General features: G+C 72.0%; 16 protein-coding genes. 6 read left to right on the top strand and 10 right to left on the bottom strand.

Going from position 1 to position 17,973, the window contains the following annotated elements; all coding sequences use genetic code 11:
- Window positions 1-60: 60 nt before the first annotated feature.
- The 6 genes from CUC05_RS19190 to CUC05_RS19165 form a co-directional block, all read right to left on the bottom strand.
- Window positions 61-909, bottom strand: a complete 849-nt coding sequence (locus tag CUC05_RS19190; RefSeq protein WP_108667733.1) for an alpha/beta fold hydrolase — start codon at window positions 907-909, stop codon at window positions 61-63.
- Window positions 906-2,111: a M24 family metallopeptidase gene (locus tag CUC05_RS19185; protein ID WP_205712434.1), complete on the bottom strand. Its 1,206-nt coding sequence runs from the start codon at window positions 2,109-2,111 to the stop codon at window positions 906-908. The genes CUC05_RS19190 and CUC05_RS19185 overlap by 4 nt, the downstream gene beginning before the upstream one ends.
- Window positions 2,112-2,119: 8 nt before the next feature.
- Window positions 2,120-3,034, bottom strand: coding sequence for an ABC transporter permease (locus tag CUC05_RS19180; protein WP_108667732.1), 915 nt, complete (start codon window positions 3,032-3,034; stop codon window positions 2,120-2,122).
- Between the two features lie 73 nt (window positions 3,035-3,107).
- Window positions 3,108-4,070 carry an ABC transporter permease gene (locus CUC05_RS19175; RefSeq protein ID WP_108667731.1) on the bottom strand — a complete coding sequence of 321 codons (963 nt, stop codon included), beginning with the start codon at window positions 4,068-4,070 and terminating at the stop codon, window positions 3,108-3,110.
- A gap of 4 nt (window positions 4,071-4,074) precedes the next feature.
- The gene (locus tag CUC05_RS19170) at window positions 4,075-5,799 is read right to left on the bottom strand and encodes an ABC transporter substrate-binding protein (protein WP_108667730.1); all 1,725 of its coding nucleotides are present in this window, start codon (window positions 5,797-5,799) and stop codon (window positions 4,075-4,077) included.
- The gene (locus tag CUC05_RS19165) at window positions 5,799-7,007 is read right to left on the bottom strand and encodes a dipeptidase (protein ID WP_108667729.1); all 1,209 of its coding nucleotides are present in this window, start codon (window positions 7,005-7,007) and stop codon (window positions 5,799-5,801) included. Before CUC05_RS19165 ends, CUC05_RS19170 begins: the two co-directional genes overlap by 1 nt.
- A 195-nt stretch (window positions 7,008-7,202) precedes the next feature.
- Here CUC05_RS19165 and CUC05_RS19160 point away from each other — a divergent pair, with 195 nt between their 5' ends.
- The 4 genes from CUC05_RS19160 to CUC05_RS19145 are packed head-to-tail and all read left to right on the top strand — an operon-like array spanning window position 7,203 to window position 11,154.
- Window positions 7,203-8,177, top strand: a complete 975-nt coding sequence (locus CUC05_RS19160; RefSeq protein ID WP_108667728.1) for an ABC transporter ATP-binding protein — start codon at window positions 7,203-7,205, stop codon at window positions 8,175-8,177.
- Window positions 8,170-9,192: an ABC transporter ATP-binding protein gene (locus CUC05_RS19155; protein WP_108667727.1), complete on the top strand. Its 1,023-nt coding sequence runs from the start codon at window positions 8,170-8,172 to the stop codon at window positions 9,190-9,192. Before CUC05_RS19160 ends, CUC05_RS19155 begins: the two co-directional genes overlap by 8 nt.
- A gap of 9 nt (window positions 9,193-9,201) precedes the next feature.
- A complete protein-coding gene (locus CUC05_RS19150; protein ID WP_108667726.1) occupies window positions 9,202-10,161 on the top strand; it encodes an Lrp/AsnC family transcriptional regulator in 960 nt (319 codons plus the stop codon).
- 33 nt (window positions 10,162-10,194) lie between these two features.
- Window positions 10,195-11,154, top strand: coding sequence for a hypothetical protein (locus CUC05_RS19145; protein ID WP_108667725.1), 960 nt, complete (start codon window positions 10,195-10,197; stop codon window positions 11,152-11,154).
- A 21-nt stretch (window positions 11,155-11,175) separates the two neighbouring features.
- On the opposite strand, the gene CUC05_RS19140 is transcribed toward CUC05_RS19145, so the two are convergent.
- From CUC05_RS19140 to CUC05_RS19130, 3 genes are all read right to left on the bottom strand, one after another.
- On the bottom strand, window positions 11,176-11,739 hold the full coding sequence (locus tag CUC05_RS19140) for a hypothetical protein (RefSeq protein WP_108667724.1): 564 nt from the start codon (window positions 11,737-11,739) through the stop codon (window positions 11,176-11,178).
- Window positions 11,740-11,939: 200 nt separating this feature from the next.
- On the bottom strand, window positions 11,940-13,340 hold the full coding sequence (locus CUC05_RS24890; protein WP_157965771.1) for a phenylacetate--CoA ligase family protein: 1,401 nt from the start codon (window positions 13,338-13,340) through the stop codon (window positions 11,940-11,942).
- 12 nt (window positions 13,341-13,352) lie between these two features.
- Window positions 13,353-14,216 carry a hypothetical protein gene (locus tag CUC05_RS19130; RefSeq protein ID WP_157965770.1) on the bottom strand — a complete coding sequence of 288 codons (864 nt, stop codon included), beginning with the start codon at window positions 14,214-14,216 and terminating at the stop codon, window positions 13,353-13,355.
- A 77-nt stretch (window positions 14,217-14,293) separates the two neighbouring features.
- Between CUC05_RS19130 and CUC05_RS19125 the strand changes: the two genes are divergently transcribed.
- Together CUC05_RS19125 and CUC05_RS19120 are read left to right on the top strand one after the other, a co-directional pair.
- Entirely contained in the window at window positions 14,294-15,229 is a 936-nt protein-coding gene (locus tag CUC05_RS19125) for an ABC transporter ATP-binding protein (RefSeq protein ID WP_157965769.1), read from the top strand.
- A 5-nt stretch (window positions 15,230-15,234) separates the two neighbouring features.
- A complete protein-coding gene (locus CUC05_RS19120) occupies window positions 15,235-16,548 on the top strand; it encodes an ABC transporter permease (RefSeq protein WP_157965768.1) in 1,314 nt (437 codons plus the stop codon).
- A gap of 160 nt (window positions 16,549-16,708) precedes the next feature.
- Here CUC05_RS19120 and CUC05_RS19115 read toward each other — a convergent pair whose 3' ends face one another.
- Window positions 16,709-17,965, bottom strand: coding sequence for an MFS transporter (locus tag CUC05_RS19115; RefSeq protein ID WP_157965767.1), 1,257 nt, complete (start codon window positions 17,963-17,965; stop codon window positions 16,709-16,711).
- Window positions 17,966-17,973: the final 8 nt, after the last annotated feature.

The following is a 17,973-nucleotide window of genomic DNA, read 5'->3' as shown; positions in this document are numbered from 1 at the left end:
CCGGCAGCGGCGGGTCTGCCGGTGGGCGGCCATGGGGGTGGCGGGGTGGCTGGGGGCGGGTCAGGCGCGGGCGAGCGCCCTGTCGAGGAAGTCGCGGACGACCTGCTGGAACCGCTCGGGCTCCTCCAGCGGCGGGGAGTGGCCGGACTCCTCGAAGATCACCAGCTCGGCGTCGGGCAGCAGCTCGGCGATCTGCTCGCTGTTGACGACCGGGGTGATCCAGTCCTCCCGGCCGACGGTGACCAGCGCAGGGCACGTCACCCTGTGGAGGTGCGGCTTGACGTCGTAGGTCGCGCGGGCGGTGGAGAACGCCGCGTTGTGGGTGGCGTAGTGGTAGTCCACCGACGCGACCTTGTCCTCGATGACCGCCGGGTCGTGGGTGAAGGTGTACAGCGGCAGCAGCTCGCGCCACAGGTCACGGAAGTCGTCGTTGTCGATGACCTTCCCGTCGAACATGCGGGCCAGCCGCTCCTCGGGGATGTCGACCCGGTCCGACGCCCGTGCGTTCTCCAGCGCCAGGTCGTCGTGCGTGGCGTCCGGCGCGGTGTCACGCAGCACCAGGGCCAGAAGCCGCTCGGGGTGGCGGATGGCGTACTCCATCGACAGGAACCCGCCGTAGGAGCCGCCGGCCATGACGAACCGCTCCGCACCGGCCCATTCGCGGAGGGCGTCGATGTCGGCGACCCACTGGTCGTGGTCGTAGGGCGGCACGTCGCCGGACTTCCCGCTCCCCCGTGCGTCGAAGATGATCACCCGGAAGGTGTCGGCCAGCCAGCCGAACGCCGCCCGGGGCTCCTCCATCGATCCCAGCCCCGGGGCGCCGTGGTGGGCGATCAGGAGGGGCTTGGTCGGGTCGTCACCGCCGAGCAGCTCGACGTTGAGGGGGCAGCCGTTGATCTCCAGCATCATCGTGACGACTCCTTGACGGGAATGATCGAGGACTCGAGGTCCCGTGGGAAGGTGGTCAGGCGTTCGCGGCCGTCGGCGGTGACCAGCACCGTGTCGCTGATGCGGTACCCGGCGTGCCCCAGCACGTAGATGCCGGGTTCGCTGGAGACGACCATGCCGGCGGCCAGCGGGGTGTCGTCGCCGTCCTCCAGCCACGGCGGTTCGTGGAAGTTCAACCCGATGCCGTGGCCCTGGCGGTGGCGGATGTGCTCGGCGTACCCGGCGTCGCGGATGACGTCGAGGCAACCGGCGTTGACGTCGGCGCAGGTGGCGCCGGGTCGGATGGACTCCGTCCCGACGTGCTGGGCCCTCGCGTCGGTCTCGAACAGGGCACGCTGCTGGGCGGTGGGTTCGCCCAGCACGAAGGTGCGCTCGCTCTCGGCGTAGCGACCGCCGACGGCCCCGCCCAACGACAGGATGAACGTCTCGCCGGGCTGCAGGCGATGCTCGGTCACCAGCCCGTGGGGGTAGGCGGAGTTGGGGCCGGAGTAGACCAGCCCTCCTGCCAGCAACGGCACGACGACCACGTCGTCGTGGGTCTCGTACATCCAGGCGGTCCCACGGCCGATGACGTGCTTGGCCAGCTCGGCTTCCGACGGCAGCGGTCCGCCCTCGGCGATGCGCCCCTCCACCAGCTCGCGGCCCGCGGCCAGCATGACGTCACCCAGCTTCGCCGCCTCGCGATGCAGCACGATCTCCTCGTCGTACTTCACCAGGCGCATCCGGTCGACGAGGTGGGTCCCGACCCACTCCACCCCGCCCATCGCGGCGCGCAGCTTGCCCAGGTCCCCGGTGGACAGCGTCCAGGCGTGGCCCCACCGGCCGGTCGCACCGGCCAGCGCGTCGGCGAGGACCTCCTGCGGCGAGCGGACACCCGGGTACTCCGGGTAGGCGACGAGCTCGTCGACGGCGATGTCCTGCTGCTGGGCGTACTCGTACTCCAGCGCCGGGACCAGCCCGATCGTGCGGTCGGCGGTGACCACGACGAGGACGGGGCGTTCGGTGGGGGTGTGGAAGAAGCCCGTCAGGTAGGCGACGTCGCGCCAGTCCTCGCAGAGGACGGCATCCAGCCCCTCCTCGTCGAGCTGGTGGCGGACGTCGGCCTGCACCCGGGCGTAGAAGCTCCGGGGCAGCCGTTGGGACAGGCGGGCAGGGGATGACACGGCGGTGATCAGTCCTCGCGGGTTCGGGGGTTGCGGGCGTCGTTGTAGGCAAGGGAGACGAGGGTGGCGGCGACCACGAGCAGCAGGATCGCCAACGAGGGCATCGCGGCGGTCCACCAGGCGGTGCCGAGCGTCCCCGAGCGCTGGGCGTTGTGCAGGATGGTCCCCCACGACCAGCCGTTGGGGTCGCCGAGGCCGAGGAAGGCGAGGCCGGACTCCGACAGGACGGCACGGGAGGCGGTCAGCACGACGCTGACGGTGATGACGGGGGCCACGGCGGGCACCAGGTGGCGGCGGATGATCCACAGGTGGGATCCGCCGGCCAGCGCGCCGGCCTCGACGTAGGGCAGGCCGACGATGGACAGCGCCTGGGAGCGCACGACGCGGGCGACCTCGGGCCACGAGAACAGCGCGATGACCACGGCGAGGGTCCAGGTCGACGGTCCGGCCAGCGCGGCGATGAGGATCATCAGCGGCAGGACGGGCAGGGAGAGGGTGACGTCGACCAGCACGCCGAGGGCGGTCTCGACCTTCGTGAAGTAGGCGGCGGCGACGCCGACGGCGACCCCGACGGCGATGGCCATGGCCGAGGCGGCACCGCCGATCATCAGGCTGGTCCGGGCGCCCCAGACGACCTGGGCGAAGATGTCACGGCCGAGGGAGTCGGTCCCGAACCAGTGGTCGGCCGACGGCGGCGCCAGGACGTCGACGCCGTAGCCCGAGGGGTACTCCGCGATCAGCGGCGCGAAGACCGCCGTCAGCACCATGCCGACGAGGACGACGACGCCGAAGACCCCGAGCGGGTTGCGGACGAACGCCCTGGCGGTGCGACGGCCGGGGGACTCGCCGGGCGTGGCCAGCGGCTGGTCGTCGCGGACGATGCCGTCGTCGACGGTGGGGGCCGGGCGGAGCTCGGCGCTCATGGACGCTCCTGGGTCGGATGGATCCGGACGGTCGGACGGCTGCAGGGGATCGGGCGGCGCGCGGGAGGGGTGGTCACTGCGCGCGCACCCGGGGGTCCAGGGCGCCGTAGGCCAGGTCGGTCAGCAGGTTGGCGACCACGACCGTGGCGGCCAGCAGCACGAACGCGCCCTGCAGGACGGGGAAGTCGAGGCGGCCGACGGACTCGAAGATCGCCCTGCCGACGCCGGGGTAGGCGAAGATCGTCTCGGTCAGCACGGCGCCGCCGACGAGGAAGCCGAGCTGCAACCCGACAAGGGTGGTGGTGGGCAGCAGGGCGTTGCGCAGGGCGTGGCGCCAGACGATGCGTCGCTGCGGCACGCCCTTGGCTCGGGCGAGGTCGCAGTAGTCCTCGCCGAGGCTGTCGATGAGGTTGGTCCGCAGCGTCAGCACGTAGGCGCCGATCTGCAGGATGACGAGGCTGGAGGCCGGCAGGACGAGGTGGCGCAGGATGCTGATCCATGCGTCGAGGCCCGTCACGCCGTCGTCGATCGCCCCGCCGATCGGGAACCAGCCGAGGTACAGCCCGAAGGCGTACAGCATGGCGATCCCGATGGCGGGCACGAACATGGACTGCCCGAGCACGCTGCCGACCTGGATGGCGCGGTCGACCCAGCCGCCACGGCGGGTGGCCGCCGCGACGCCGAGCGGGACCCCGATGAGGACGGTGACCAGCAGCGCCGACCCGGTGAGGATCAACGTCCAGGGCAGCCGTGCCATCAGGATCTCGGTGACGGGCAGGGACTGGCGGAAGGAGATGCCGAGGTCTCCCTGCAGGAGGTGGCCGAGGTAGCTGACGTACTGGACCGGCAGCGGCCGATCCAGTCCGTAGTCGGCCAGGAGCTCCATCCGGAGGTCCTCGGTCATCATCGGGTCGGCGACGGCCAGCGCAGGGTCACCGGGCAGCAAGCGCACCAGGAAGAACGTCACGGTGACGGCGAACCAGAGGGTCAGCAGACCCCGCAGCAGCCGTCCCCCGGCGAAGCGCATGACCGTCATCGACCTACTCCCCTGCCGGGACGACCTGCGCCAGCGAGCGCGGGTTCAGGATGGACAGCAGCTCGCTCGGCTGGGCGACGAAGCCCTCCCACTCGCTGGAGTGGGCGAAGTTGAACTGCTCGACGTACATGACGTTGTCGTAGACGTTGTCGCGCACGATCCGACCGGCTTCCTGCACGAAGGGACGGGCCTCGTCCACCGACGTCTGGACCGCGGCGTTCTCGATCGCCGCGACCAGGTCGGGGTCCTCCACGCCGGCGTAGTTGATGAAGCCCTCGGGGAAGAACAGCAGCGAGAAGTTCGACTGCGGCTCGTCGATGATGGCCCACGACCCGGCGTAGATGTCGAAGTCGCGTTCGTTGGTGCGCGCGAGGTAGGTGTTGCGCTCCAGGCCGGACAGCTGGATGTCGATGCCGGCCTCGCGGCTCTGGTCACGGACGATCTCGGCCCACGCTGCGATGTTGGGGTCCGCGGAGTCGTAGATCATCTCCAGGGTCAGCCCGTCGTAGAGGCCGTCGCCGTCGGCGTCGACCTGCCCGGCGGACTCCAGCAGCTCGCGGCTGCGCTCGGGGTCGTGGGCGTACTCCTCCGAGGAGTCGTCGTGCCACTGCTGGAAGCTCGGGGTCAGCGGGCTGGAGCCCGACGACACGGCCTGGCCGCGCAGGACGACCTGGCGGATGGCCTCGTAGTCCACGGCGTGGGCGAGGGCCTGGCGGACCTCCAGCTGGTCCAGCGGCTCGCGGCGCATGTTGTACTGCATGTGCGCCCAGCCGAGGGAGGGAACGGTGACCAGCTCGACGCCGTCGACGTCCTGCAGCTGCTCCACCAGCGTCGGCGGGATGGCGTTGCCGATCAGGTCGATGTCGCCGTTTCGGAGCGCCAGCACCTCGGTGTTGACGTCGGGGAAGACCCGGAAGACGACCTCGTCCAGCGTCGGCGTGCCCTCGGGGGCCAGCGGATAGCTGTCCACCGCGGTGAGGGTGTAGCGGTCACCGGGCTGCACGTCGGTTAGACGGTAGGGACCCGCGGAGACCCAGTCGCTGTCGTTGGGGAACTCCTGGACGCTCTCGGCGGCGGAGAACACGTGCTCGGGCACGATGGGCATCCAGAAGCCGATGCTGTTCAGGAACGCGCCGTCGGGACGGGAGAGCGTGAACTCGATGGTGTGGGGGTCGGGTGCCGTGGAGGACTCGTAGGCGGTGATCATGCCGGCGACGACGCCGAACTGCTCCTCGGCGATGGCGTCGATGGTGAACATGACGTCCTCGGCGTCGACGGGCTCGCCGTCGCTCCAGGTGAAGTCGTCGCGCAGCTGCACCGTGGCGGTCAGACCGTCCTCGGAGTAGCTCCACTCGCTGGCCAGCGACGGGGTCTTGGTGCCCTCGAGGTCCATGTCCATCATGCGGGGGTACATGAGGTTGGTGACCCAGGTGTCGGTGCGGCTGTTGCCGACCAGCGGGTTGAGGTTGACCACGTCGGCGGTGGTGCCGATGACGAGGGTGCCGCCGGTCTCGCCGGAGGCCGCGGCGTCCTCGGCTGCACCGTCATCGGTGTCGGCGTCATCGGTGTCGGCGTCCGGGGAGGAGCCGGTCTCCCCGGAGGAGTCGGCGGAGTCTGCGGTCTCGGCGTCGGGGTTGCTGGGGGCGCAGGCGGCGAGCATGCCGACGATGGCCAGCAGCAGGGCGAGGCGGCGGAACACGGCGGGGGTTGCGGTGGTGGCGGTGAGCATCAGATCCAGACTTCCTCGAGGACGCGCATGGTGTTGCCGCCGACGACGGCGCGGATCTCGTCGTCGGAGTAGTCGTGGCTGACGAGCCAGCCAACGATGTTGCTGAAGCACTCGGCGGGGTTCTCCAGGCCGTCCACGTAGGGGACCTCCTCGTAGGAGACGCCGGCGTGGGCGGCACCGAGCGAGAGCTGCTCGGCGAAGGCCTTGTGGAGGTTGACGTGGTCACCGAACAGGGTGTCAGGCCCGAAGGAGACGTGCTCCAGGCCCATCAGGTCCACGCAGTAGACGAAGTGGTCCATGACCGACTCGAGGCTGTGCCGGGGGTGGTCGTGGCTGAGCGTGGTGTGGGGCGCGGCCTCCAGGCCGAGGACCCCGCCGCGCTCGGCGCAGGCCGTCAGCACCTCGTCCGGCTTCATCCGGTTGGTGTCCCAGACCCCGCGGGCACCCGCGTGGGTGATCAGGATCGGCTTGGTGGAGTGCTGGATGGTCTCCAGCGACGTGCGGTCACCGGAGTGCGACACGTCGATGGCGATGCCGAGCTTGTTCATGCGGCGCACCGCACGCTCGCCGAAGTCGGTCAGGCCGCCGTCGCCCTTCTCCTTCAGGCCGCTGCCCAGGGTGTTGGCCTCGCTGTAGGCGATGCCCATCTGCCGCACCCCGAAGCCGTAGAGGATGTCGATGCGATCCAGCTCGTTCTCGATCGGCGTGGACGCCTCGAGCCCCGGGATGAGCGCGACCCGACCGGTCTCGTGCGCCAGCTGGATGTCGGCGATGGAGCCGCCCTTGATGACGAAGTCCTGGTGGGCGATGTCGCTGAACCGCATGCCGAGGTCGGCGATGATGTCGGTCCACTTCCAGCCGGCCTGGCTGGTGACACAGGCGGTGCCGTCCATGAAGTTGTCGAAGACGGCGGTCATGCCCGAGCGGGCCAGACCCTCGTACCCCGTCCGGTGACGCGCCGTCCGGTTGTAGTCGACGGTCTCCATGATGTCCTCGGGGAACAGCGTGGGGTGTTCGTGCAGCGACACCACGATGTTCTCGGTGAGCAGGCGGGTGACCCGCTCCTTCTGGCTGTCGGACAGGTCGAGGCCGGTGTAGGCCGGGACGCGTCCGATCTCGGCGGCGAGCTCGAAGGAACGGAAGTCCTCCCCCTCGGTCAGGTACTCATACGACTTGTAGCCGTCGTATCGCTTGGCGGGTTCCAGCACGTGGATGTCCTCCTCGGACGTCGCGGACCACCGGACGGTGGGTCGCGGATTTCGGCGAACCGGGCGGAAAGGGCATCGCAACCCGGCGTTGTGATGGACTATAGTGAAGGAATCCTGCACAGCACAAGGAAGTCATGAATGATTGCTGCAACGAACGGAGCCGGCGTGCCGGTTGACGACACCGCCCGGGGGGCGATGGCCCTCGAGGTCGCCGGCCTGCACGTGAACTTCCACACGCGTCGAGGGACCGTGGAGGCCGCCACCGACGTCGACCTGCACGTCCGCAGCGGCGAGGTGCTGGCGTTGCTCGGCGAGTCCGGCTCGGGCAAGTCCGTGACCGCCCGCGCGATCATGGGGCTGCTGCGGGGGCGGGGCGTCGAGGTCGGCGCAGAGGTGCTGCGCCTCGGCGACACCGACCTGCGCGGCCTCGACGACACGGCGATGGCCACGATCCGGGGCGAGCGCCTGAGCCTGGTCTTCCAGGACGCCCTGTCGGCGCTCAACCCCGTGCACACGATCGGGCAGCAGATCGGCGAGATGTTCCGCGTCCACCGCGGCATGTCCCGACGCGACGCGAGGGAGGAGGCGATCGACCTGCTGCGCATGGTGGGGATCCCCAGCCCCGAACGGCGGGTCGACGACCATCCACATCAGTTCTCCGGTGGCATGCGCCAGCGCATCCTCATCGCCATCGGGATCGCCCTGCGGCCGGACGTCCTGATCGCCGACGAACCCACGACCGCGCTGGACGTGACGGTGCAGGCGCAGGTGCTGGAGCTGCTGGACCGGCTTCGGGCCGAGCTCGGCATGGCCGTCATCCTGATCACCCACGACCTCGGTGTCGTGGCCAAGGTCGCCGACCGGGTCGCGGTGATGTACGCCGGACGTATCGTGGAGACCGCCACGACCGCCCAGATATTCGACGGCCCCGCACACCCCTACACCGAGGCCCTGCTGCGGTCGGTGCCGCGCCTGTCCCGCGCCGACGACGAGCTGTCGGCGATCCCCGGCGCACCCCCGTCGCCCACCGCGACGCCGTCGGGCTGCGCCTTCCACCCCCGCTGCCACCGTCGCATCGCCCCCTGCGACACCGACCGTCCGCTGCTCGAACCGCTGCCCGGCAACCGCGCGAGCGCCTGCCACGTCAAGGAGGAGATGCTCGATGCCTGAGCCCGTCCTCGAGGCCACCGACCTCGTCAAGACCTTCCGCGTCGGCGGGTTCGCCAGCCGTGAACGCGTGCACGCCGTGTCCGGGGTGTCGTTGTCGCTGCGCGCCGGCGAGACCCTGGGCGTGGTCGGGGAATCCGGCTGTGGGAAGACCACGCTGGCACGCCTGCTGGTGGGACTCGAGCAGCCCGACTCCGGGACGGTACGGGTCAGCGGCACGTCGCTGGGCGACCTGGGCCGCAGGGATCGCAGCCAGCGGATCCAGATGGTCTTCCAGGACCCGTTCACCTCGCTGAACCCCCGCCTGACCGTGGCCGACGTGATCGCCGAACCCCTGGACGTGCATCGCAGGGCCGGGGACCGCCGAGCACGCAGGGCCCGGGTGGAGGAGCTGCTGACCCTCGTCGGGCTGGACCCCTCCCACGCAGAACGGTTCCCCCACGAGTTCTCCGGCGGGCAGCGCCAGCGGATCGGCATCGCTCGGGCGTTGGCCCTCGAGCCGTCGGTGCTGGTGTGCGACGAACCCGTCAGCGCGCTGGACGTGTCGGTGCAGGCGCAGGTCATCGGGTTGCTGCGGGACCTGCAGCGCCGGCTGGACCTGGCGATGGTCTTCATCGCCCACGACCTGTCGGTGGTGCGCCATCTGTCGGACCGGGTCGCCGTGATGTACCTGGGCCGCGTCGTCGAGCTCGGGACCGACCGGCAGGTCTACGACCGTCCCGCCCATCCCTACACCCAGGCGCTGCTGTCGGCGGTGCCCGAACCAGATCCAGCGGTGGCGCGCGCCAGCGACCGGATGGTCCTGCAGGGCGAGCCCCCCAGCCCGATCGACCCCCCGCCGGGCTGTGCGTTCCACGAACGCTGCTGGCTGGCGACCGATGTCTGCCGTACCGACGTACCGGCCCTGACCCGCCACGGCGAGGGGGACCACGCGATCCTGCAGCAGGCCGCCTGCCACCACGCCATGGAGTCCGTGGCTGCCCCGCTGGGTCGCGGTTCCGCCCCCGCGGGCAGGTAGAACACCGCCATGGAGACCGCCACACCCGTCCTGGACGAGACCGATCGCGCGCTCATCACCGAGCTGCAGCGCGACGGCCGCGCCAGCTGGAACGCCATCGGTCGTGGGATCGGCATCGCCGACACGACCGCGTCCCGGCGCGCCCAGCGGCTGATCGGCGACGGGATCGTCCGGATCGTGGGGGGTGTCGATCCGCTGCGCTGCAACCTGGGGTATCCCGTCCTGATCCGCATGCGCACCAGCCCGGGGGGGATCGGCAACGTCCTGGACGAGCTGGCAGCCCGTGAGGACGTCCGCTTCCTCGCCGTGGTGACGGGCACCTCCGATGTCGTCGTCGAGCTGATCGTGACGTCCCAGCACCACCTCGCCCGTGTGGTCCTCGACGAGCTGCACGTCATCGACGGCGTCGAGGCGACGGTCACGTCGACGGTGATGCGGCACTACAAGCTGAGCCACCACGAGCCACCTGCGGTGTCCGTGGGGCCCGACGGTCGGCCCGAGCTGGCCGCCGACCCGCTGGACGAGGTCGACCACCGCATCGTCGGTGAGCTGACCCGTGACGGCCGGATGTCGGTGGCGACGCTGGCGGCCAACCTTGGCATCAGCGAGTCCATGGCCCGCCGCCGGGTCGACGCGCTGATCTCCGACGGTCGGGTGGTCATCTCGACGCTGCTGGACGCCGACGCCCTCGGGTACCACGTCGAGGCGCTGGTGTGGTTGGGGGTGGACTTCGGCTGCCTGGAGACGGTGGCCGACGCGCTGCGCCAGCGTCCGGAGGTGCGGTACCTGGCCGCCTCGGCCGGCGAGGCCGAGCTGGTCGCCGAGGTCCTGCTGCGGGATCAGGCGGACCTGTACCGCTTCGCCACGGAGGTCCTCGGCCGCATGGAGGGCATCCGCCGGACGGAGCTGTCGCTGGAGCTGGAGATCGTCAAACGGGCATGGATCCGGCTGACCCGCCTGGGGGACTGAACCGGCGTCGGGAGTCGTGCGAGGATGCCGGGCATGCGCTCGACGTTGATCCGCTCGTTGGTCCTCCTGCTGCTCCTCACCGCCTGCGGGGGAGGTGACGATGCCGACGTCGCCGCAGGCACCGACATCGACACCGCAGCGGCGACCTCGGCACCCGCGACCAGCGAGCCCGCCCCGGCCCCCACAACGGCGGCCGACGCCACCACGCCCGTGGCCACCGACGAGCCGGAGCCGACCGACGAGCCGGAGCCGACCGAACCGACGGGCGCAACGGTCGTCCTGGACGGGGACGGCCTGCCGGCCGGCGACTACACCGTCGTCGTCGAGGCAGCCGGCCAGCAGGTGACGAGCACCGTCCGGTTCGACGGCGGACCGGTCACCGTGAGCCTGGACGCGACCGCCGCCGAGGACGTCAGCGCGGTCAGCGTGAATGCCAGCGCCGACGGGCCGGCGTTGCTGTCGGGCACCGTGACCGACGGGACGGGCACGATCGCCCCGGCGCTCCCGGTCGACCTGAGCGGCGCCAGCGGGCAGTACATCCTCGCCACGCCGACCAACGGCAGCGACTCCGACGAGCGGTCGGGGATCTGGTACGTCCTGATCCCCCGTGCGCCGGGGCTGGTGCTGCCCACCCTGCCGGCGGAGTGGGTGTACGAGGGATGGGTCACCATCGACGGCGTCCACGTGACGACCGGCCGGTTCGCCGACCCGGCGACCGCCGACGACTTCGACGGGTTCTCCGGCGACCAGGGCGGCCCGCCGCTGCCGGGCGAGGACTTCCTCCACTCCCCTCCCCCGGGGCTGACGTTCCCGGTCGACCTGGCGGGGATGACGACGTTCGTGACGCTCGAACCCGCCGTGGACCCCGACCCGGCGCCGTCGGGCCTGACGATCCTCTCGGGTGCGATCCCGGCGGACGCCATCGACCACACGGTCCACGACATGGCCTCGACCGTCGACGCGCTGCCGACCTACACCGCGCAGGTCAGCTGACCTGCGCGGCGGAGTGGTCGGTCAGGCGCCGAACGCCTCGTCGAAGGCGGCGGTCAGCTCGGGGGACGCCGGACCGCTGTAGCCGCAGTAGTTGACGATCCCGTCGGAGGCGGTGATCAGGTACTGCTCGCCGACGACGAAGTCGATGCCGCCGATGAGGGCCTGCAGGCCCGCGGGGGCATGGAGGACCACGGTGTCGGCGTCTCCGCCGGCATACCAGCGGTCGACGGACAGGGTGACGGCCTCTCCGTCCACGGTCGTCGCCGTGGCAGCCAGCGCCGGCGACATCCCCGCCAGGACCGCGACGTCGAGGGCCATGCACGAGGCCAGCGCGTCACCCTCGCCGAGCGACAGCTCGAGGGGCGCGGCGTCCAGCGCGGTGTCGGGGGCGGCATCGGGTGCGGCGACGTCGGCAGCGTCGTTGCCGAGGCCGAGGCGGGTCAGGCCGAAGAAGGCGAGGACGGCGACGGCGACCACCGTGGCGACGATGGCGATCCGGCGACCGGTGCCCGAGTCCTCCGGGGCGTTGCCGGTGGGTGCCGACGTGGTGTCCGGGGCGGTCGGGATGGTCGAAGGGGCGGACATGGCGCTGGCTCCGTTCTGGCCGCGGTGCGGGCCTGACGAGGTGGCAGGCCGGTGGGAGGATGACCCAGCCGGCGTTCGACGGCCGAGGGGTCACCGGAGCGGTGACGAGGCCGATGCCGGACAGACGCCGTGGTGACACGGCGAGTTCCCAGCCGAGGCAGGAAAACGTGTCCCTCGTCCTCGTGGGTGAGCGGGGTGGCTCAGCCGGCGCGACCCAGCCGGGGTCGTTCGGCTGCCGCGGCGGGATCGCGGGCCACGTCGGGCACGATCCCGCAGGCCTCGCCGACACGTCGGGCCAGGTCGCGGTCGTCGAGCACGGCGCCTGCCGGGGCGTCCAGCGCGAGTCGCAGGCGACCGTCGGCCACCCGCAGCGACCAGTCCCTCCCGCCGGCCTTCGCCATCACCGGTTCGATGATGCGGGTGACGGTGCGCAGGTCGGGGCGACGGGTCCGACCGTCGACGACCACGGCGGGCTGCCAGGCGCCGTCGACCGCGAACGGCGCCAGCCGGGGCACCGTCGCGCCGCTGACGGGATGGTTCTGCTCGTCCTCCAGGCCAGCGACCCAGGCGCCGGTGGCGTAGCGGACCAGCGCCGTGCCTCGCCAGCCGGCCGAGGTGATGACCAGCTCGCCCGGTCCACCGTCGACGACGGTCGCCCCGGTGGCGGGGTCGCGGACCGACAGGACCTCGAGGTCGGGGTAGGTCAGCAGTCCGTAGGTGGCCTCGGGCGGGTCGTTGGCGGCCGGTGGCTGCTCGCCGTAGAGCACCCGGGATGCCTCGGGCGCCCATGCGGCCTGCACGGTGACGGGACGGCCCGCAAGCCGCTCCCCGAGGGTGGCCAGACGGATCCGCGTGGCGGCGTCCGGCGGTGACCCGACGACCAGGACCTGCCGGAGGTTGCTGGCGACCGTGCCCTTGGCGAGCAGCCCGTCGAGCGTCGACTCGGCCTCGTCGGTGGGCAACGCGACGACCGACGCCGGCAACATCGCGAACCCCCGCCGAGCCGCGCCCATGACGGCCTGCCCGGCACCCCGTGGGTGCAGGGCGGTCATCCGGCTGGCCAGCGCGGCGTGGTACAGCGCCCAGTACCGCACCGACGGGCCGGACGGCACGAGGTTCAGCAACGCGTCCTCGGCGCCCCAGCCGACGACCTCGGCGAACCGGGCACCCGCCAGGTGGAGCAGGTCGAGGTCAGCTCGGGTGTAGGCGATGGCCAGCAGCCGGTCGACGCCGGCCTCGTGGACGTGCACGGCCTTGTAGCGGTGCCAGATGGCCTCGCGACGGCCGGTGGTGCCGCGTCCGCCGGCCTGCCGGGCAGCAGCGATCAGCTCGCCCCGGGGCGCGTTGGCCTTGAACTGGTCCTCCGTCGGGCTCAGCAGCAGCGCCGGGTTGCCGGGACCGCCGGCGCCGGCCAGCTCGGCCTCCGTGGCGACGGGCACGCGCGCCAACGACTCGACGTCGGTGACGTCGACGCCGGCGATCCGGTCGCGCCAGAAGCGGGAGAACGGCACGACCTCGCGCCGGACCCACTCCCGGAGGGTCCGGTCCTGCTCGCGTCGCTGCACCTCGCGCGGCAGCCTGAACCACGGTGTCGTCGCCATCGGGACGGGATGTTAGTGGGCGCGGTCCCCCGCGCCACCAGCGACGGGACGAGCAGCCCCGTCCGTGGCCCGCATCCCGGCCGCGGCGACGGCCGCCATCTGCAGCGGGACGACCTGCAGCAACGCGAAGGCGACGCCGAGCAGCACCACGGCGATGCGACCGAAGACGAGCTGCCGGCCGAGCTGGTCGGTGGTCTCCTCCACCAGGGCGGTGCCCGCCTCGATGGTGGTGGCGTAGGTGTCCAGCAGCTCGGAGGTGTCGGCCAGCGTCGCGTCGAAGCCGGCCAGGTCGCTGGCGAGGTCGCTGACGCCGTCGCCGACGTCGCCGAGGCTGGAGGCCGTTGCGTCGATCTGGTCGGCCTGCTCGCGGAGGCGGTCGGGCAACCCGTCGAGGGAGACGTCGAGGGTCCGCAGCGCGTCGGCGAAGGACTCCGCGGGGTCGTAGGCCGGGCCGAACGGCAGGTTGCTGAGCGCGGACAGGGTGGTGTCGATCGTGCCGGCGACGCGGATGAGCCCGGGCAGGGCGTCGTCGACGGCGGTCAACGAGTCGGCGATGTCCCGGCGGACCAGCTCGGCCAGGTCGTCCATGAGGACCTCACCGTCGTCGAAGGCCGCGTCGAGGCTGGTCGCGGTCTCCTCCAGCGCCGCCAGGCTGGTGCCCAGCGTCTCGATGGAGTCCGCCGCCACGCCGGCCGAGGCGTCCAGCGCCATCAGCGTGTCGCTGGTGAGGGTCAGGGAGTCCTCCAGCGCCGCCTGCGCCTGCCCCAGCAGCCCCCAGCCCACGACCGTCCCGACGAGCGCGGCGAGCAGGCCGATGGTGGCCACGGCCTGGAGCACCCGCACGAGGAGCGCGGGACGGAGCGGAAAGAGTCGCATGCGTTTCGGGCGCAACGTATCCGGACATCACAGGTCCCAACCATCATCCCCCCGAGCTCGATCGAGAGGCTTCCGCCGTGCCGGCACCGATCACCGCCACTGACCTCGCGCGCCGATTCGGCGACGACGTCGTCGTGCACGACCTCGACCTGCATGTCGACGAAGGGTCCATCCGCGGCTTCGTCGGCCCGTCCGGCAGCGGCAAGACCACCACCGTCCGCCTGCTGACCGGGGTGCTCGAGCCGAGCGGCGGGCGGGTCCGGGTGTTCGACACCGATCCGATGAAGCTGACCACCGCGCAGCGTCGCCGGATCGGCTACATGCCCCAGCTGGGGGTGCTGTACCCCCACCTGACGGTCACCCAGAACCTGCGCTTCGTCGCCGACCTCTACGGCGTGCCGAAGGCGAAGGACCGCATCGCCGACGCCCTGGAGATGCTGGACCTGACCGACGCCGCCGGCCGACCGATGCGGGACTGCTCGGGCGGCATGCAGCGACGCGTGGCGTTGGCCGCGGCGATCCTGCACGAGCCCGAGGTGCTGTTCCTCGACGAACCCACGAGCGGCCTGGACCCCGTGCTGCGACAGCGGCTGTGGACCCGGTTCCAGGAGCTCCGAGACGAGGGGAAGACGTTGTTCGTGACCACCCAGATCGTGTCGGAGGCCGCGATGTGCGACCACGTCGGGCTGCTGGCCGGCGGCACGATGATCGCCGACGACACCCCCGACGGGCTCCGCCGGGCCGCGGCGGGCGGCGACACCATCGACCTGACCGCGTCGGCGACGATCCCCACGCCCGTGCTCGAACGGCTGGCCGTCCGCGACGACGTGCACCGGATCGAGCGGGTGGGCGACGACGGCCGGACGGTGCGCATCGTCGTGGCCGACGCGGCGGAGGGCATCGAGGCCATGACCGCCGCGCTGCACGACGACGACGTCGACGTGGTGCTGGCCGAACGCCACACGGCACCATTCGACGACGTGTTCGTCGCGCTGCTGGAGGCACAGGAGTGAGGGACGTGCTGGACCGCATCGGGTTGTCCCTGCGGCGCATCGCCGGGGTCAGCCGCAAGGAGCTGGTCGAGCTGGTCCGCCAGCCCGCCATGCTGTTCGTGCTGGTCGTCGGGCCGCTGCTGATCCTCCTGCTGTTCGGGTCGGGCGTGCGAGCCGAGGACCCGGCCGTCCGGTCGATCTTCGTGACCCCGCCGGGTGACCAGGAGCTGGCCGAGGTGGTCCGGGGGTACGCCGACAGCCAGTCGGAGCGGCTGACGATCCTCGACGTGACCGACGACCGCGAGGCGGCCATGCGCCAGCTCCGCGGCCGCAACGTCGACGTCGTAGTGATCTTCCCCGAGAACCCCATCGAGGCCGTCGAGCAGAACGACCGGGCGACCATCGAGGTCATCCACTCCTTCATCGACCCGCTGGAGAGCCAGGCGATCCGCCTGTTCACCCGGGGTGCGGTGAGCGACCTCAACGACATCCTGCTCTCCCGGGCGGTTGAGGAGGCCCAGACCCAGGCCGCCACGACGCTGGAGGAGGTCGAGGCGCTGCGCGAGACGCTCGACGGGCCCGCCGGGTCGGCCCTGCTGTCGCAGAACGACACCGACCCCGAGGACCTGGCGATCGTGCTGGACGACGCGTCGATCGAGCTGGAGCAGCTGATCGAGATCGACCCCGACGTCGTGGCTGCCCCGCTGGACGGCCGGGCGAGCAGCATCGGTGGTCGGGTGACGACGTCGCAGTTCTACGCGCCGGCGGTCGTGGCGTTGATCCTGCAGCACCTGACGTTGACGTTCGTGGCGCTGGCCCGCAGCCGTGAGCGGGAGCTCGGGACGGTGGAGCTGTTCGGTGTCTCGCCCCTCCGCGAGGTCGAGCGGATCGCCGGGCAGGCCGTGGCGTACGTGCTGTCGGGATCGGCGCTGGCCGCGGTGCTGCTGGCCGCCGTGTCGTTGCTGCTGGGTGCCCCGTTCCGTGCGGGCGCGGCGACCGTGGCGCTGGTGGTGGTGGCCGAGCTGCTGGCCAGCATCGGCGTGGGCCTGCTGCTGTCGCGGGTTGCCCGGACGACCACGCAGGTGGTGCAGGGGGCCATGCTGATCCTGCTGCTCAGCGTGTTCTTCGGCGGCCTGCTGCTGTCGCCCGAGCGGCTGCTCCCGTGGGCCCGCCCCATCGGCGACGTCCTGCCGATGAGCCATGCGCTGGAGCTGCTGCGCGACTCGATGCTGCGTGGCCTGCCGCTGGCGTCCGGCCCGATCACGACCCTCGTCGGCATGGCCGTTGGCACCATCGTCGTCGGCGGGTGGCTGGCCATCCGCGAGGAACGCCGCGGCTGACCCGTCGACCCCGACGGCGTGGGTCGGCGGCCCGGGTGTCGGCGGCCCCCGGTCGGCACGATCGGGGCCTGCGTCGTCCATGGACGACGACCGGCACGATCCGCCGGGCCGTGTCCGGCTCGACCGCGGGGAGGAGCGGCACGATCGGGGCCCAACCCACCTATGGAAGGGTTCCGGCACGATCCGTCGGGGTCGAGGCCGGGGGCAGGGTGGGGGTGACCGGGGGCGGGTGCTGGCGTGGTCGGGTCATGGACAGGCTGGCGACGGCGAACCCGACGGCAGCCAAGCCGACCGCAGGCAGGTAGCTGCCGGTTGCCTGGGCGGCGAGCCCGCCCAGCAGCGGTCCGGCCGCGGCCGCGACGCCGCCGACGGACTGCACGGCGCCGACCAGCGCACCGAGGTGGCGCGGGGGCAGGACCGACGTGGCGTGGATGCCGAACAGCGGTGAGTGGGCACCGATCGCGGCGCCGGCCAGCACCGCGAAGCCGACGGCGACCCCCACGGTGCTGCTGCCACCCAGCAGCAGGCAGGCCACCACCGCGAGGCCCATGGCCCCGCCGAGCGGACGTCGCGACCCGAACCGCTCGACGATCCCGTCCAGCCCCACCCTCCCCAGGAGCTGCAGCAGGCCGCGCGCACCGGCCAGGGTCGCCGCCGTCCCCAGCGGCAGCCCGAGGCTGGCCATCACCGGCACCTGGTAGGCCAGCAGGATCGACGCACCGACGCCGTAGCCGACCGCGAGGACGAGGAGGCGCCTGACCCGTGGATCGGCCCACGCCAGGACCACCGCGGCCCGGAGCGACGGGGCCTCCCCTGCGTCGTCACCGACCGGCACGTCGTCCGCCCGTCCGCCGGGGGCGATCGCCGCGCCGACCACCAGACCCGCGCCGGTGGTGACGGCCAGCCCGGCGAGGGTGGTCCGCCAGCCGTGTGCCCCGACGCCCCACGCGGTCAGGGGCAGGAAGATGGGGGAGGCGAAGGCGCCGATGATCGTCAGCGGGCCGATCGCGAGCGCGGGACGGTCGGGCGACAAGCGCCGGGCCGCCGCCATGGTCGCGTGGTAGAAGCCCGTCGCGCCGGCCAGGCCACCGCCGACCGCGAAGGCGACCGCGAACTGCAGCGACGTCGCCGCCGTGCTGGCCACCGCGAGCGCGATCCCGGAGCCCACACCGCCGACCGCGAAGACGACCCGCCCTCCCCGCTCGTCCAGCAGCCGACCACCGACGGTCGCGCCCACCCCGGCCAGCAGCTGCGCGGCCGCGTAGGCAGCCCCGAGCACGCCGACCGTCCAGCCGGTGTCGTCGGCGATCGGCTGCACGAGCACGCCGAACCCGTAGAACCACCCTCCGTATGCGGCGAGGGTGACCAGTCCCAGGCCTGCGACGGGGCGGCGCAGGCCCGGGGGAGGAAGGATCATCGTTCGTC

It is taken from the genome of Euzebya rosea, from assembly GCF_003073135.1.
In the GTDB taxonomy this organism is placed as follows: Bacteria; Actinomycetota; Nitriliruptoria; order Euzebyales; family Euzebyaceae; genus Euzebya; species Euzebya rosea.
Note: the sequence above shows the minus strand (reverse complement) of the source record. Positions and strands in the feature narration are given on the sequence as shown.